This window comes from Legionella micdadei, from assembly GCF_000953635.1.
Classification (GTDB): Bacteria; Pseudomonadota; Gammaproteobacteria; order Legionellales; family Legionellaceae; genus Tatlockia; species Tatlockia micdadei.
The window spans coordinates 186,690-202,707 of the sequence record NZ_LN614830.1; the positions used below are offsets into that span (position 1 = coordinate 186,690).

Below are 16,018 nucleotides of genomic sequence, written 5' to 3' on the forward strand. Positions count from 1 at the left end.
CCTTACTAGAGTCCCAGCGTCTGAGTTTCCTCATCACTAGTATTTAAGTCCTCTTGCTCAGAATCTACATATACTTCTTCATCATCAGAGTCTTCGGAATCATCCCATTCATCAATCCAATCCGATGAATCAGCTTTTTTCCGCTCTTCCAAAAAAACGCGATCTGGAATAGACGTTGCGCTAGGGTAATTTGTAGAAATAGTTAGTTTTGGATCCAAGAGTTTAATGCTTAGTCGAGTAAAGGTTCCACAAGCTTCTATGTTGGAAGGGTAAGCATAAACTTCCTCAATGTTATTGAGGTCGATAATGTTTTTCAAAACATAAAATAAACCTTCATCCTGCCATGATTGCGCAATAATAGTGGAATGTTTAATCACTGATAAAACAAATTCTAAACTGTGATGTTCTATCAGTTCTTTCATATAAACAACTGGATTTTGATTTTCATAATTTAGATTTCTATCGTCATCAAAGATTTGATCTTGATTTTCGTAATACAATCCTTTGTTTTTATTTAAGAAACTAACAAAAGCTTGCTCAAAATCACTGTTATCAGAAAATTGGGAAGATTCAACTAACTCACGTAATTTTCTCCAAAAACTAACGACATAGCTACTATAATCAACAATAATCAATTTAGGTGTGCTTTCTTTATTACCTAGAGTACAGATTAGATCCAAAGATCTTAAGCCTGAGGTAGCTACCAGAGCAATTTTACCTTCTGAGGTCTTATAAGGTTCTAAACCTCTAATTTTCGGATCATTGCCCACGATGTAGGTTTTGCAAACAAAAAAACCGGCTTTTGGAAGTTGTTTAAAAAGATATTTTTTCCTGGTTTGGTGCCCACGCCAAATTTTTTGAATCATTAATGCAGCTTGTGTTTGATTTAAATCTTTTCCCATTTACCAAATCCAATTGAATAAAACTTCATCATTATACTCAGTTATTATTAGGCAAAAATTAAATTGCTCAATTTGTAGCGTATTGCCTTAAATTAACTATTACCGAAAAGCAGAGCGAAGAATGTAAATTTCTTCGCCCTTTAATGAATCGCCATGGGTACACACATGAAAAAAGTCATAACGTAAAACACCGCTTTCTTTAAGGTATGCTTTTCTTTAAGCAAAATTGCCATAATGGTTAAGGCAATCACCCCTGGATAGGTTAATTCGAGGATGGGGGATAGGAAGGCGGCTATTCCTCGAAAATCAAGAAGGGAAACAATAAAAGAAACCCCCGTTGTAGCCAATAATAGAAGATAAAATTTATCTTCTTTAATGTTTAACGCCGAGCAAAGATAACGCGCATACAAGTTGTTTAATGCCACCGCAGTCGTCAGGCAGGAGAAGAACATCGCAACCCCGATAAATAATGTTGCGTAATTACCCATGGCTTGGGCAGCGATGCTGGGCAGCATCAGTTCAGGCGCGGTATTCTTAAGAATAGATGTGTAATGTGAACCAAGAAATACAAAACCAAAATAGATTAAAGCGAGAAGCGAAGCACCAAGAATACTCGGCTTAATCGCGAATAATAGGATTTCTCGGTTGCTTGCGTTAGGAAATTGCTGTTGGATTTGAGTAAAAATTAGTGCAGAAAAGAAAAAGGCGGCAAATAAATCCATCGTTTGATAGCCTGTAGTAAATCCATTCAGAAAGGCGGTATTGGCTAGCACATTGCTTTCGGTAACCGGGGCTTTAAACACAGCAACCACAATCATAATGATTAAAGTAACCAACAAAATAGGGCTCATCCATTTTCCTAATACCTTAACCATAACTTTATCATTTAAACAAAAGAAAAAAGTAATTAGGCAAAATAAGAAGCTAAAGGGCATCAGCTTCATTTGAGGCATCAAATAACTCAGGCTGCCATAAGCCACGGTAATACAACGGGGTACTACTCCGAATGAGCCAAGAAGTGAAAGCATGATAAGGGGTAAAAGCAGCCCAGCAATTTTTCCAGCGCTACCGAAGAAAGCATGATAATTGCCTTGGTAAAGCTTGATAACAAAAAGTCCCATGAGTGGCAATAAAATGCCGGTTAGCATCAAGCCCACGAACCCCATCACCCAGCTATCCCCGGCTGCATAGCCAATTTGCAGCGGAAAAACCAGATTTCCTGAGCCAAAAAACATCGCGAAAATTGCGAAGCCATAAATCAAAATGGATTTATATTGTTGCATAAGCCTTGTTCCCAAATTTTTGTTGGTGAGGTGGTTAAGTAGATTTTTGAGTGGAGTAGTTAGATGGCCGCGGGGGCCACGACAGAATAGACGGCGACAGCAAGGCTAAAGAGATTGGCCTCGACTGGGAAAAATGATTTTTGGGTGAGTAAGTCGCTCATTCTCAAGTCGTCTAAAAATGTACAAATATATCGCACTGAACTTCCTTTATACACATTTTGCCTGTAATTTGCAAGTTTAAATCCTACCTGTCATGGCGGTTTTCTCCGATGAAAGACAAATGGCATCGAGCCGGGAGCGTCTGGACTCAGGCGAAGATTTAAAAAAAGGACTATTGCCACTTGCAGAAAAACTGGATTCTTGAGCTGCACTGTTCCTTACGGTAGCGGTTTGCTTGGTCTCTTCAAGCGGGGTAATGGTGATTGTTCCCTTTCCACCATTTCGCTGTAGTGGCGTTGCATAGTGAAAACCTAAAGCTAGATTTTCTTCGTTATCGAGCTCAAATTTAAAAACGGATAGCATCTTAAATAGGGCTAAAATTTCTGCCAAAGCAATGCGCAGACCTGGGCATCTTCTTGGGCCTGTTTTAAAGGTTAACAACCCGCCTTCTTTTTCCAGTTGTCTAGGATTTACCGAACTATCAGTTTCGTTTAGGTAACCTTCTTGAAAAAAATCAGCGTTATAAATTTCATCTTTGTGTTTGGGTAACCAACGTTCTGGAAAGATATCAGATGCACTCATCGACTGTTTGCCTAATATTTCTTGGCCCCTTGGGGAAAGAGGGATATCAGGAAAATAGGAGGGATGAACATGGAGACTTTCCAGGGGAATAAATACCAGTGCCCCTTTAGGTAAAACCAGTGTTTTACCATCAATCCCAAGGCTGAGTGTTTCGTTGATCGTTTCAGGAATCATCGGGGCAGGAGGAGATAAACGTAACGCTTCGAGGATGACAGCTTCCATATAGGATAAAGCCCCTTCTTTGCCAAGATCCCACGGAGAGTGAAGAACGAAATCTTCTTGATTGGCAAGTTTTTCCCGTATTTCCTTCATGACAAGCGTATAAATACGTCTATCTTGGATGATAATTCTTAGCGAAGTAATCAAAGCCGTGGCTGTTGCATCAAAACCTAATAAAGGAATAAACAGACTTTCATTGACGGCATCTTTTACGGCTGCAGCAAGGGGGGTTCGATCGTTATTGCTGATTGCATAGCGAACCAGACGTTCACATTGGCTGCTTGACAGTTCGCGTTTTGGAGAAACAAAGATATCTAATCGAGCAAGCTCATCCTGCAGTGCTTCGTTGCCCAAGACCCGAATCTTAAGTAGATAATTAAGCCAACTTTTCTCTTCCAGCAATTGTTGTTTTATTTCAGAGGTTGAAAAAATCAAGTTGCAGCCTAACTCAAAAATCTTTTCTCGCAATTTGACAAGAGATTGTTGTTCATTAGTACTGATTGGATCAAGGCTGAATAAGAAAGAAATTAGTTCTTTGGTCAGTTCAGGTTTATAAAGCGTTTCAAACTGGTTAATGACTAAGGGATCAAAATAGGTTGCAATCAATACTTGCCTTGAAAGTGCATCCATCACGTCAGAGAGGGGGCGGCCTTGTTCCGATTTTTCGTATTCTTTAAAATAGCGTAAAACTAGGTCAGCTATTTTAGGCCTGAACATTTCGTTTCGAGAGAGAATTGCCGCTCGAACCTCACTGTGTGTCGCTGAACCTAAATCGGCTGACATTAAATTATCTTGCCCTAATATGATAGCGAGACGTGTGAAGAATTTTTTCTGACCAAATCGGATCTGTTTCTTTTGCTCATTATCGAGATAGGCATTGCCTTCGTAAAATTTCTTGATGACTGCGCGATTGGAGAGCACATAGACGGGTGTTAAATTAGGCAGCCTAAAGTAGCCTACACCTGATCCTCCTTCTTGGAGCGAACGCGCACCAAGATCGGCAACAAAACTCATGAAGCGAGTTTGTAGTTGCATTTTATTCTCTTCAGATTGAGATTGACGTAGGCTAACGACATCTTTAACCAGTTTTAAATAATCTGTTGTGGCTGGAGAGGTGGTTTCGAGAGACAGTGCTCTTTGTGATTGTTGGTAGACTCTAATAACTACAAGAGCTCCAAGAATTAGTAATAGGATAATCATTGGAGTAGATGTATAGTTTGAACGTTGGGCTATGGTAGCATAAGTAAGGAGTTAATGGAATTAAAATTGCCCAAAAAAACCTATTAGCCATCTAATTATTCAGTTTTTATACAAATGGATTGACTATGAAAAAGGCATTTTTCGTTATTTTATTGATGATTGCTGTTATTACCCCATCTGTTGCAACGGCTGGATTTACTCTTTGCAAAAGCAAGTTTGCTTTGTGTACTTCGGCATTGTGTGAATCCATACCAAATAAAAAGGGATTCGTTTCCTGCCATTGCGATGTAACTGAGGGCTATTCAGCTGGTACAAAACCTTGCACAGGTGCAGTTGAAACGAGTAAGGGCCAAACAGTAAGCTCGCGATATTCTCCAATTAAAGCTTATGTTGTTTGTAAAAATGACCGGCCTTGGGCTTGGTGTTTAGACAGCCCATGCCTAATTGATAAAACGGATCCAAAGAAAGCGTCTTGTCTTTGTTCGGTCGTTAAAAACAAAGGGCCGTATGTCATCGTTACCGAAAGCGATAATAATTCCGCTTGTACCCAGGGTCTTTATTCTTCAGCAACAGTAAAGCAAGTAACGGAAGTGACTGATTTTTTGAAAAAGCATAAGGAATTACCGCCTTTTCCCATAAAAGTGCTTAATGGCCAATGATAGTTAAACCGGATAATGGATAATGTTATGGAAAACAGCGCTCAATGTGCGTCTATTTCGATAGCCATGGGCTTGGTTTGCAGCAAAGCGTATTGCATCACCTTGCTGCAAAGTTTGCCAGGCATCATTAAGTAAAATCTCCATTTCCCCGCTCACCACAATAACATGTTCAATAACCCCAGCCTCATGAGCGGTGGATAAATGTTCGCAGCCAGGCGGTAATTCGATAGAAAAAAGCTCAAAGTGTAATTGTTGATCAAAAGGGAAAAGCGTTGTGATACGAATTTGGTCATCGACATGGCTGAGGCTTTGAGTTTGCACAGAGCGATAAATAACCCCCCCCGATTCAGTGGGAGGCTCTTCAATGAAAGATGAAAACGATGTTTGCAAGCCACTGGCAATTTTCCACAGCGTAGCAATAGTAGGACTTGATTCTTCGCGCTCAATTTGGCCTAGCATGGCCTTACTAACACCGGTTAGCTGTGCAGTTTTGTCTAAACTCAAGCCGCGTTGTTGGCGTAAATTTTTTAATGTTTCTGCAATGTGGCGTGAAATATTTTTCAAAATGGCTCCAAAATAAACTTGTACGTTATAGCGCACAAGTTTATTATAAGCTTTCGTGCGTTAAAACGCACGTTCTTCTATCTAGTTGGAGATTTATTATGGTCAATAAGTTCTCTTTTGCCAACCTTACCGCTGGTTTTGTTGCCGTAATGGTGGGATTTACCAGTTCAGTAGTCATTATTTTTCAAGCCGCTGCTGCAGCGGGAGGTAATTATGCCGAGGTGAGTTCATGGTTACTTGCACTTGGTGTAGGGATGGGGCTGACAAGTATTGGGCTTTCCCTTTTTTATCGCATGCCTATTTTAATCGCTTGGTCGACACCGGGAGCGGCGCTACTGGTAACCAGTTTAACCGGAGTGTCTATGCCTGAGGCGATAGGTGCTTTTGTTTTTTCCGCATTGCTAATTCTTCTATTAGGATTAACGGGTTGGTTTGAGAAATTAATGAGTTATATTCCGCGTTCGCTTACTTCAGCAATGTTAGCCGGAATTTTATTGCAATTTGGAATGAATTTATTCGTAGCAATGCAACAGCAATTTATATTAGTCGCTGCCATGTTTATTAGCTATTTGTTAGGTCGGCATCTTTTTCCCCGCTATGTCGTTGTGCTTACGCTTATACTGGGGGTTGCTATTGCAGGTTATGAAGGTTTATTTGATTTAGGCAATTGTCATTTTGCGCTATCCATTCCACAACTAGTGATTCCCGTGTTTTCTTTGTCTGTGCTTGTAAGTATTGGTATACCGCTTTTTGTGGTGACAATGACCTCACAAAATATTCCGGGAGTCGCGGTATTACGTGCCGCAGGTTATAACCCCCCAATTTCACCGCTTATTAGCTGGACCGGATTAACGACATTAATCCTAGCCCCTTTTGGTGGTTACGCGTTTAATTTAGCTGCGATCACGGCTGCTATTTGTACGAGTCAAGAAGCAGATCCTAATCCTGCCAGGCGTTATCGCGCTACGGTATGGGCTGGACTCTTTTATTTGCTAACGGGCATTTTCGGGGCGACGGTTGTAGCCTTGTTTTCGGCTTTTCCTAAAGCGCTGGTCATGGCAATAGCCGGTCTTGCCCTTCTTAATACGATAGGTAGTAGTTTAAAGCTTGCCATCGATGATGAAACCCACCGGGAGGCTGCACTCGTTACCTTTCTCGTCTCTGCTTCTGGAATTTCATTATACGGTATAGGTTCGGCTTTTTGGGGATTAGCAGTTGGCGGGTTAGGTTTTGCCATTAATTCAACTATACTTTCTGCTAAGCGTGAATTAATAGAAACTTAAAAGCTCATCAAGAAATGAATAACCGGCCCTGTTTTTGTTTAAATCAATCACAATCGCCAACCCATTATAATTTGCAACGCTATCTCAAGGAGCAGGGTTGGCGTTCGCGTCGATTTAAGTGGCAAGCCAATTTTAGTGATGCTAACTTACAATTTAATGTTGAGGCTGCCGAAACCCTTGAATATAAGCATCTATTAGCACGGCTCGTTGAGCAATATTGCCCTGAGGTTATGCCAAAAACCTACTGCATTAACGATGAAAATTGGCCAGATGTTTTAAATCAAATTGGTAATCAATATTATTTGTTCCACAAGCAAGTACTTAATCAAATCGACGATCTCGTCTGGATTCTAAAGCCCTCGCTACTTAATAACGGGAAAGAAATTAAAATCTTTAACAAGTTAAGTGAATTAGAACAACATTATCTCAATAGCAAACGTTTGGGAGGAGAGCATGTTTTGCAGCAATACATTACCAATCCCCATTTATTAAGAGACAGACGGAAATACAGTATCCGCATGTTTGTTATCGTAACAAATTATGCGGGAACCTATTTGTATCCTCATGGTTACTTTAATGTGGCTATGCACCCTTTTCCGGCAAAAGAGTTTTCTGATCTCCGTCCGCACTTGACCAATGAGCATTTACAAGAAGATGAATCCAATGTGATTCAAATTCCATCTCAGCGTTTTGCTTCGTTTACTCCCACCCTGTACCCGCAGATTAAGGAGATTGTGGCTGCGATAGTGAAGGGATTACGGAGACTATATCCTCAGGCTTTTATTTCCGGTAAATTACGAACTTTAGCCATTTATGGCTTTGATTTTCTTGTCGATGATCACGGGCGGTTATGGTTGTTGGAAGCAAACCATGGACCGTGCTTTCCAGTTTCTGATCATCATCCTTTACAAAGCTATTTGTACTATGATTTTTGGCAAGATTTTATTGCTAGTTTTGTAGAGCCTATTGCCTGTAAACAAACCCTTACACAAATCAAATATCATTTGTTTGAATTTATAGACTAGGCTATAGGTATATACCGATTAAATTATAAGGACATGATCATGAAACAATTAATCGGGCTTATGGGTTTACTCTTAACCACTTCAACAATGGCAGCGATATTGGACACCGATCATTATCGCGTAGTGATCACTTGCTTAAGCCAAGACCATGAAGTTGGGTGTGAGCGAGTCAGTTATGAAGGGACGAACAAAGATACCGGCGCTACTATTCGGTTGGTAGGTAGACAGGTTATGCAACCGTGTGCCGATAAGACAACACCTTGCCATTCCCTCGGCTATGAATTCTCTAACGGCAGTACTTATTATTTCGTGTCTGAAGATGGCCACCTTAAAGTGATAGATGGTTCCAAGGTTCTCATTAATGAATATGGTGAATGGACTTATGAGTGAAGACTAATCTTTTTTCCATCCATAATCGTTTCAACTGCTGAACTCGGGGTAACTTAATCTGCGGGTTGAATGAATTTGTATAAAAAGGAAACTAAACTATAAGTATAGGAGAAAAAGAGAGCAAATGTAGGACGGATGGTATGAATAAGCTGTTTTATGGATTAATCGTGGCATTGATTGCCCTCATCATCATTTTCTTTGCGCCGGCTGCTAATACTGATCCAACACAAGTTACATTACCAGGTAGCTCTGCTCCCACTGGTGTGCCAGAGCAAAAAAACCAAGTCCACCCGAACGTGACTAACGAAGGTGTTCCTTTCAATGCGGGTTCAATTGGCCCTAATACCGTGCCTAATAATGTTAATAGCAATGGTACGGTAAATACCACGCCTGGAATTTTAAATGGAACAGATAATACTCAAAGGTGAGATGCGCAAATTTTTTTTTCAATTGTTGCCTAAATGGGACGCAGGCACTTATGAGCGCTATTTGATTAAAATTTAAACAAAATCAACCCGATACTGGTATACAGTTTGCTACACTAAAAGTAAGTAGTAGAAGCATGGGGATATTATGAGGAAGTTAATTTTGCATCCCACTGAAATTAGCCAATGGCATGCGTTGGTGAATGAGGCTCAGGCATCAACCCATTTGCTACTTAACGAAAACACGGAGAGTTATTTAGTCTTTTTACTGATGCGCTTTTCTCAAGGAAGTAAATTGATTGAATCAGTCATTGCCCTCGATTTCCTTGAATCACTACACTCACCAAGGCGGCGACAAGCGGAGGTGTTAAGAGACGTAGGTGATAAGAGCTTACTTTTCTGTGGTCTCTTTCCTGGAATGGCTGAAAAGCGTCATGTGAGCTTAGAATATTTTGTGGATATGGGGCAGGCTGCTTACTTAACAGTAGGAGAAATTTATGAGAGCCAGTCGAGATTATATTTTCAATTAAGCGAGCAATTTCTTAACTTGCAACAGATCTTACGTGCTATGCGGGGGGAGGTACTGCAAATTTCTTCAGGAGATTATAAAATCGTTTCGCCTCCTGATCTGCCATTGCAGTAAACCGATGCAACCTGTGTCGATTTATCTTACTTTTACAGTCCGCGCGTAATGCGCGGAATTTTAGCTAATTTAAATCCAAATACTTCTCACCAATCACGGATTTGAGCCACAGGTAAGCAGGGTGTTTTTTCGAGGTGACTCGATTCAGCTGCATTTGTCCGCCGCGATTTTCCATATAAGTAGGCTGAAAGCTGATTTTATCGATGAAAATGAAGCCATTTTTTTTAGCTAAGTATAACGATAATAAACCGCTGGAGCGATTTTTCAAACTCCCTTGGTTCGAAACAAAATTTCCTAATGAATAAGCGACAAAGACCTTTTTGCCTGAACTTGTTGTTATCCATTCGAAAGGCTGAACACAGTGGGGATGTGAGCCTAGAATCGCTAAAGCGCCAGCCTCAGCTAATTCTTGGGCAAATTTTTGTTGTGATTTGTTGGGTTTTGTTTGATATTCAATCCCCCAATGTGGGGTGATGATGACTGCATCATGAGTTTTGGCGAGTTCACTAACTAATTGAAGAATTTGGTGTTTATCACGATAGCAATGCAACACTTGATTGTATTGGTCCGCAATACCATTCGTATCCTGGGTACAAGCTAGCCAAACAATTGAAATATCTCGCGCATGTGTTTCGGTATACCAAGGAGCCTCACTGTTTTGTCTTCTTGTGCCGGTGAAGGCGAGCTGATTTGCCTCCAAACTGGCTATGGTTTTATCAATACCCACACCTAAGCGATCAAGGGTATGGTTGTTGGCCGTAGATACAATATCGAAACCCGAAGATTTTAGCGCGCCAATTAGGGTAGGAGGGTAATTAAACATTGGGTAAGCAGTATAGGCACGTTTAAAATTATCAGTGGGTTTTCCGCGCATATCCAGCATTTCCGCGGTTGGGCCTTCTAAGTTACCATAGGTAAGGTCGGCCCCCTCCAAAAGTGGAATGAGAGGGGACCATAGCTGAGTAAACCCTTTCTCCAATCCTTTTATTTGCAAGGGGGGATGGAGCAAAACATCCCCTACAGCAATAATATGCACCTCTTGAGCAAATGAAGGAAGTATAAATAAACTAAGCAAAGCAATCAGCAATCGCATAATTGACTCGCACTGTCCATCTTTTCCTATTTATTCAAAATTTATACCAATGGCTACTATGGTCCTGGCATGAAAGAAAGACAGTGCAAAAAGATCAGTTAATTGATGTTAAAGCTTGCGGAATAATAAAGTGATATCAATGGCATCATAGCTATAATGTTTATTACAAAAATCACAGCTAATTTCTACTTTCCCCCTTTCCTGCAATAGCTTTTTCGCTTCTTCTTCTCCCAGAATGGTTAATACTTGCTTCATTTTTTCTTCGTTGCAGCGGCATTTAAAGCTGGCAGTGCGGCTATCGAATAGGCGTAGTTCTGTTTCGTGGTACAAGCGATGGAGAAGGGTCTTATTGTCTAAGGTTAGCAACTCCTCTTCGCTCACTGTCTGCCCAAGTTGAACAGCATATTCCCAAAATTGCTCGCGCTGGAGCGTATCTTGGCCTGGCATGAGTTGTAGTAACATTCCTGCAGCCATATCGTCATTCACGGCTAGCCAAAGACGGCTTGCGACTTGTTCAGATTGGGCGAAATAGTACATTAAATTTTCACTCATCGAAGTGGCCTGAATGGGAACAATACTTTGATAGGTTTGGGTTGTATTGTATTGGCTAATAGTCAAAGCCATTTGTCCTTTTAAAAAAGCTTGCGCATAGTCAGCGGTCTCTAAATCTTCTTGGTAAGATGCAAATGCCCTTAAATGCAATTGATCGTCACACTGCACAATCAGTAAGGGAAGGCGTTTGTCTCCCTGAAACTGTAAACTCAACTCCCCTTTAAACTTAATGCTGCCCACCAAAAGTAAACAAGAAATTAAGGCCTCACCCAGTAAATGTTTGACCATAGGTGGATAAGGGCGCTGGGCCATGATCGTTTGATAGGTTTCTTGCAAATGCGCAATTTCACCGCGAATGCTAGCGTGTTCAAACATAAAGCGCTGTAGAGAATCGGTTTCTTTCATTATGAGCCTTAAAAAGCAAAATCCACCTTATTCTAACATAAAGAAGATTGCCTGCCTCCGCTAGGCGCGCGATAATGCTTCTTTTTTGTTCGGAAGTAATTATGCTTAATCCACAACAAATGGCAGCGGTTAAATACATCGATGGTCCTTTGTTGGTCTTGGCCGGAGCGGGTAGTGGCAAGACACGTGTGATTACTCAAAAAATTGCTTATCTTATTGAACATTGCGGTTATGCTGCACACACGATTTGTGCAGTAACGTTTACTAATAAAGCCGCTAACGAAATGCGTGCGCGTGTTGCCTCTATTCTATCGAGCAGTCATCGCCGCGGTTTGAAGATGGCAACTTTCCATACCCTAGGTTTGAGCATTATTAAGCGAAATGTCAATCTGTGCGGTCTAAAGGCTGGATTTTCGATTTTTGATAGTGAGGATTGCCAACAGCTTCTGCGTCATTTTCTACCTGCAGGTAAAGCGAATGATCGCGATCACATCATGCAGATTCAACAGCAAATTTCCCAATGGAAAAATGATCTGTTAGAACCTGAAGAACTGGGAAGCCATTTAGCTAGCACGCCACTTTTTGAAGCGGCAGCGCATCTCTATCCGCGTTATCAGCAAGCTTTGAAGGCTTATAATGCAGTCGATTTTGATGATTTAATTCGCTTACCCGTGAGACTTCTGTCACAGCATGAAGAAATCATGGAGCATTGGCAAAACAAAATCCGTCATCTATTGGTCGACGAATACCAGGACTCAAATACTAGCCAATATAAATTAGTTAAATTGCTTGTCGGTTTACGGGCAAGCTTCACCGTTGTTGGCGACGATGATCAATCGATTTACGCCTGGCGCGGGGCGAAACCTGAAAATTTAGCGCAATTACAACGCGATTACCCTAATTTAAAGTTAATTAAATTGGAGCAAAATTATCGATCCACTCGCCGGATTCTCCATGTGGCTAATCATTTAATTGCCAATAATTCGCATTTGTTCGACAAAAAACTCTGGTCTGAATTAGGGCATGGAGAATTACTGCGAGTTTTATGCTGCAAAGATGAAAATGATGAAGCAGAGCAGGTCGTGGCGGATTTGATTAGTCATAAATTGCGTCATCGAAGGCAGTATGGCGACTACGCTATTTTGTATCGTGGCAACCACCAGTCCCGCGTGTTTGAAAAAGTGTTACGGCAACATAGCGTTCCCTATCGGATTAGCGGCGGGCAGTCTTGGTTTACCCGTGCGGAGGTTAAAGATGTTTTTGCTTATCTCAAATTGCTGTGTAATGAAGCAGACGATGCTGCTTTTTTACGGGTAATCAATACCCCAAAACGCGGTATTGTGGAGACGAGTTTGGATGCGTTGGGTCATTACGCCCAATCGCGAGGGCAAAGTCTTTATACTTGCGCTGATCATCTTGCTTTAGCAGAACATGTCGCCGATAAACCACGCACTGCTTTACAAGTATTTAAAGGATGGCTTGAACAAATTAAAGCGCGGATTCTCACCGGACCTGTTGTCGAAGTACTACGCGAAATGATCGAGGAAAGTGGTTACGAAGCTTATATTTATGAACAATGCGATACCCCAGCCAAGGCACAAAAGCGCATGGATAATGTATGGGAATTGGTAGATTGGGTGGGGCGGCTGTTGGCGAAAGAACCAAATCACCGTCTAACCGATGTCGTCAATAAGCTTATCTTGATCGATATCTTGGAACAGGCTGATGAGCAAGATACAGAAACGGTGCAATTGATGACGTTACACGCGTCAAAAGGATTGGAGTTTCCTTTTGTCTATTTAGTGGGTATGGAGGAAGAGTTGCTGCCTCATCGTGTGAGTATTGATGGTGATCAAATTGAAGAAGAACGGCGCCTTGCTTATGTGGGAATTACACGTGCCCAAAAAGAGTTATGCTTCACTCTGGCAAAACAGCGACGCCGGCTCGGGGAGTTACAAGATTGCCAACCTAGCCGATTTTTAGATGAATTGCCCCAAGATAGCTTGGAATGGTTTGGTAAGGCCGGTGAGCGCAATGAAGAAAAGTCAAAGGCCATCGCTAAATCACATTTAGCAGGAATAAAGAGCTTATTAGAACAGTGAGGTTTTGATAGTCAGGTAGTCCATGTGCATAGCCCCACTGCCATTGAGTTAAGAAGCTCCGAGGCCGTGAGGGAGCGGATAAGAAGTCGACTCCATATCCGTTTGCTCACGCGCGGCTCGGATTATCATTGCAATCAACCGCGAGTGATTACGCCGCTGGCGATGCACTAATCCGCTGAGGTAAGTCCTCTTCTAAGAAATCTTGTGTACGCGTGTTGCCTGTTTGACGGAAAAAGGGGTAGTCGTGGCGATGTTTATTATAGATATCTTTCTGCACTTCCTGACCAATGCGCGCCTTAATTTTGTCTTCCATCGGCTCTTCCATATTACGAATAGCATCGCGTAAGCCTTCTAATCCATGAATTTTTTCTGGTGCATGTGCGTGAGGGTCTAAGGTGGCTTTGCTCAAGTGCTTATCAATATAGCGATTAATCCGAAACATCGAATGCTCAACTTTCCATGCATCAGACGGCTGCTTGGCATTCGCTTTAACAGTTACAGATTTTTCTGATGGTTTTCCTGTTTGTCTATTCCATGCTTCTGTCCAGGAGAGTTGAGTCTGACCATGGCGGCCAGTGAGGGCGAAAATCACATCAAGTTCGCTATCATTGGCAGTTCGGTATTCATCTCGTGCTACCCGCTTCAGTTGTTCAATACCATCGATGTTTGTCGATTTAATTTTTTTAACTGTCTGTTTTCTTTGATCTGCATAATAGAGGGTATCATTGTATACAATTGCTGCACTTCTTCCTTGTAATGGCAGTTCCTCAAAAGCGGTTTGAGTTGGATCAGCGTTCATTTGCAAAAGTCCACATTCTTGGCGTGGCGTTTTGATGATCCGTGTTGCTAGCCAGTCCCAACCTGCCGCTGCAGCGAAGACTGGAGTGAAAAGAAATTTGAGAGCCCGGGTTGGGATGTCCGCACTGTGATCATGGCCGTGACCTTGCCCGAGTCGTTCTTTAATCAGATCTTGGGAGTCATGACTGTGTTTGTGGCTGTGGAAGAGATCACCCAAGAAATAATGTAAATCTTCAAAAAATTCACTTGTAAATCCAAGCACGGCGGAAATGATTTCGGGAATACCAGGAACCCGGTCAGATGAAACTGCCATGCTTACTAAATGGCCGATAAACAGAATAAGCCGCAGAGGAAGAAAAGTGGCCATTAAAAAGAGGCGTGGCAGGTTGACAAGTTGCAGCCAGTTTTCATTTTGCACCAGAGCCTTAAAGCCTTTAGAGAAAGCTTTGCTGATTTTGCTCCATACGCTCTCTTCCATTTTTGTCGCATTATCAATTAGCTCCAACGATTCGCTGGTATTTTGTAAATTGAAAATGAGTTGGGCAGTCCCTGTAATAATTGCAATACCGCTTGCGATTAAATTGGGGATTTTACTCATCCAGGAAAACAAAGGCCGGGTGTGTTTGGCAACAGTCCACCAGGTGCCTGCTGTACAGACAGTCAGGGCAGCCGTTAATGTGAGTAACACAATTGCGGAAACTGCCATGAAAACGTTACGAGGAGTTACTCCTTTTTTAAGATCATCCCGTATATTACGATACCATTTCCGCAGGGAATCGTTATTGATCATGTCGGTGACTGCATTATAGATAAGAAAAGTGTAAGCAGCACCAGCAAGAATAGCCATAGGGACAATAATTGCCGGCAAAGTGGCAAAAGGTATTGCCGCAAGGAAAGGTAGGGCAGCAAAAGCTTCAACTAAAAGGTAAGTGGTCCCTAAACTCATGAAAATACCCGCCAAAGTACTAAACACTTTGACTGCAGTAAAAGTAGTCTGGCGATTTTTTAAGAGTGCTTTTGCTTCCTCTTGGCCGTGGTCTTTAAGCCAGTTGCGCAATTCGTTTTCATATAGGGTTAAATTTTCTTCATCGGAAGAAAATAATTGCAAAGCAAACCATTTTTCCATGTCACGGAGTGCTTTTTCGATTTGCTTTTTTCGTTTTCGAGACTCTTTATCTAAACGCTTATGGGTAAATTTACTCAGTAATCGAAGCTGCGCTTCATAATCTTTAAAAAACTGCGGGCAATCTTCTGCGTTCGTATTAATTATCGGAGGATCACAAGTAAATTGTTGTAATAAATAGTCATTAGCGAGGTAATGTTTCAGATAATCTTGTTTAAATAAAAGCTTATTGAGCGCTCCTTTAATGTTTTGTAGGTAAATTTCGCCTTCATAAGCTACAGACAGGACAAAAGAGCCAATTGCTAAAGAAAGGAGAGGGACTATGGTAAACATCCCAGTAAAACTTAAAAAACCAATAATTAGGCTGGCACCAAAAGTTAAGAGTGAGAGTAAGAGGTAATAGGGAATTTTTTTAAATTTCATTTTTCTTAGTTTCATGATTCACCTTGGAAGCGGCTCAAAGGAATTGAAACTTTATAACAAATGAAAATGATTATCAATAATACTGAGAACAAAAAAAGATCATTTTTATTATCAAGGGAAATTTAAATGCAACTTTTTTTTGCAAAAGAAGTAATATACAGTTCATAGCACCGTTTAAGGTAATGAAT

14 protein-coding genes are annotated in these 16,018 nt (G+C 41.3%); 7 read left to right on the forward strand and 7 right to left on the reverse strand.

What is annotated here, in order from left to right:
* Positions 1-5: 5 nt before the first annotated feature.
* The 3 genes from LMI_RS00885 to LMI_RS00895 form a co-directional block, all read right to left on the reverse strand.
* Positions 6-902 (reverse strand): IQ calmodulin-binding motif-containing protein, encoded by an 897-nt coding sequence (locus LMI_RS00885; protein ID WP_045098121.1) that lies wholly within the window; start codon positions 900-902, stop codon positions 6-8.
* A gap of 140 nt (positions 903-1,042) precedes the next feature.
* Positions 1,043-2,185: a branched-chain amino acid transport system II carrier protein gene (locus LMI_RS00890; protein ID WP_052679405.1), complete on the reverse strand. Its 1,143-nt coding sequence runs from the start codon at positions 2,183-2,185 to the stop codon at positions 1,043-1,045.
* A gap of 237 nt (positions 2,186-2,422) precedes the next feature.
* Positions 2,423-4,345 carry a cytochrome P450 gene (locus tag LMI_RS00895; RefSeq protein ID WP_045098122.1) on the reverse strand — a complete coding sequence of 641 codons (1,923 nt, stop codon included), beginning with the start codon at positions 4,343-4,345 and terminating at the stop codon, positions 2,423-2,425.
* A 125-nt stretch (positions 4,346-4,470) separates the two neighbouring features.
* Here LMI_RS00895 and LMI_RS00900 point away from each other — a divergent pair, with 125 nt between their 5' ends.
* Positions 4,471-5,004: a hypothetical protein gene (locus tag LMI_RS00900; protein ID WP_045098123.1), complete on the forward strand. Its 534-nt coding sequence runs from the start codon at positions 4,471-4,473 to the stop codon at positions 5,002-5,004.
* Between the two features lie 3 nt (positions 5,005-5,007).
* Here the strand turns inward: LMI_RS00900 and LMI_RS00905 are convergent, their stop codons facing one another.
* Positions 5,008-5,568 carry a helix-turn-helix domain-containing protein gene (locus LMI_RS00905; protein WP_045098124.1) on the reverse strand — a complete coding sequence of 187 codons (561 nt, stop codon included), beginning with the start codon at positions 5,566-5,568 and terminating at the stop codon, positions 5,008-5,010.
* A 98-nt stretch (positions 5,569-5,666) separates the two neighbouring features.
* On the opposite strand from LMI_RS00905, the gene LMI_RS00910 reads away from it, so the two are divergent.
* The 5 genes from LMI_RS00910 (at position 5,667) to LMI_RS00930 (ending at position 9,334) form a co-directional block, all read left to right on the forward strand.
* Entirely contained in the window at positions 5,667-6,851 is a 1,185-nt protein-coding gene (locus LMI_RS00910) for a benzoate/H(+) symporter BenE family transporter (protein ID WP_045098125.1), read from the forward strand.
* 14 nt (positions 6,852-6,865) lie between these two features.
* Positions 6,866-7,876 carry an ATP-grasp domain-containing protein gene (locus LMI_RS00915; protein ID WP_045098126.1) on the forward strand — a complete coding sequence of 337 codons (1,011 nt, stop codon included), beginning with the start codon at positions 6,866-6,868 and terminating at the stop codon, positions 7,874-7,876.
* Between the two features lie 39 nt (positions 7,877-7,915).
* Complete coding sequence (locus LMI_RS00920) at positions 7,916-8,266, forward strand: hypothetical protein (RefSeq protein ID WP_045098127.1); 351 nt, start codon at positions 7,916-7,918, stop codon at positions 8,264-8,266.
* 140 nt (positions 8,267-8,406) lie between these two features.
* Complete coding sequence (locus tag LMI_RS00925; RefSeq protein ID WP_045098128.1) at positions 8,407-8,694, forward strand: hypothetical protein; 288 nt, start codon at positions 8,407-8,409, stop codon at positions 8,692-8,694.
* Between the two features lie 145 nt (positions 8,695-8,839).
* Positions 8,840-9,334 (forward strand): hypothetical protein, encoded by a 495-nt coding sequence (locus LMI_RS00930; protein WP_045098129.1) that lies wholly within the window; start codon positions 8,840-8,842, stop codon positions 9,332-9,334.
* A 64-nt stretch (positions 9,335-9,398) separates the two neighbouring features.
* Here the strand turns inward: LMI_RS00930 and LMI_RS00935 are convergent, their stop codons facing one another.
* Together LMI_RS00935 and hslO are read right to left on the reverse strand one after the other, a co-directional pair.
* Positions 9,399-10,427: a CapA family protein gene (locus LMI_RS00935; protein WP_052679407.1), complete on the reverse strand. Its 1,029-nt coding sequence runs from the start codon at positions 10,425-10,427 to the stop codon at positions 9,399-9,401.
* Positions 10,428-10,535: 108 nt separating this feature from the next.
* Positions 10,536-11,384 carry an Hsp33 family molecular chaperone HslO gene (hslO, locus tag LMI_RS00940; RefSeq protein WP_045098130.1) on the reverse strand — a complete coding sequence of 283 codons (849 nt, stop codon included), beginning with the start codon at positions 11,382-11,384 and terminating at the stop codon, positions 10,536-10,538.
* Between the two features lie 101 nt (positions 11,385-11,485).
* On the opposite strand from hslO, the gene rep reads away from it, so the two are divergent.
* Entirely contained in the window at positions 11,486-13,486 is a 2,001-nt protein-coding gene (rep, locus tag LMI_RS00945; protein ID WP_045100487.1) for a DNA helicase Rep, read from the forward strand.
* 148 nt (positions 13,487-13,634) lie between these two features.
* Here rep and LMI_RS00950 read toward each other — a convergent pair whose 3' ends face one another.
* The gene (locus tag LMI_RS00950; protein ID WP_052679408.1) at positions 13,635-15,845 is read right to left on the reverse strand and encodes a hypothetical protein; all 2,211 of its coding nucleotides are present in this window, start codon (positions 15,843-15,845) and stop codon (positions 13,635-13,637) included.
* Between the last annotated feature and the right edge of the window lie 173 nt (positions 15,846-16,018).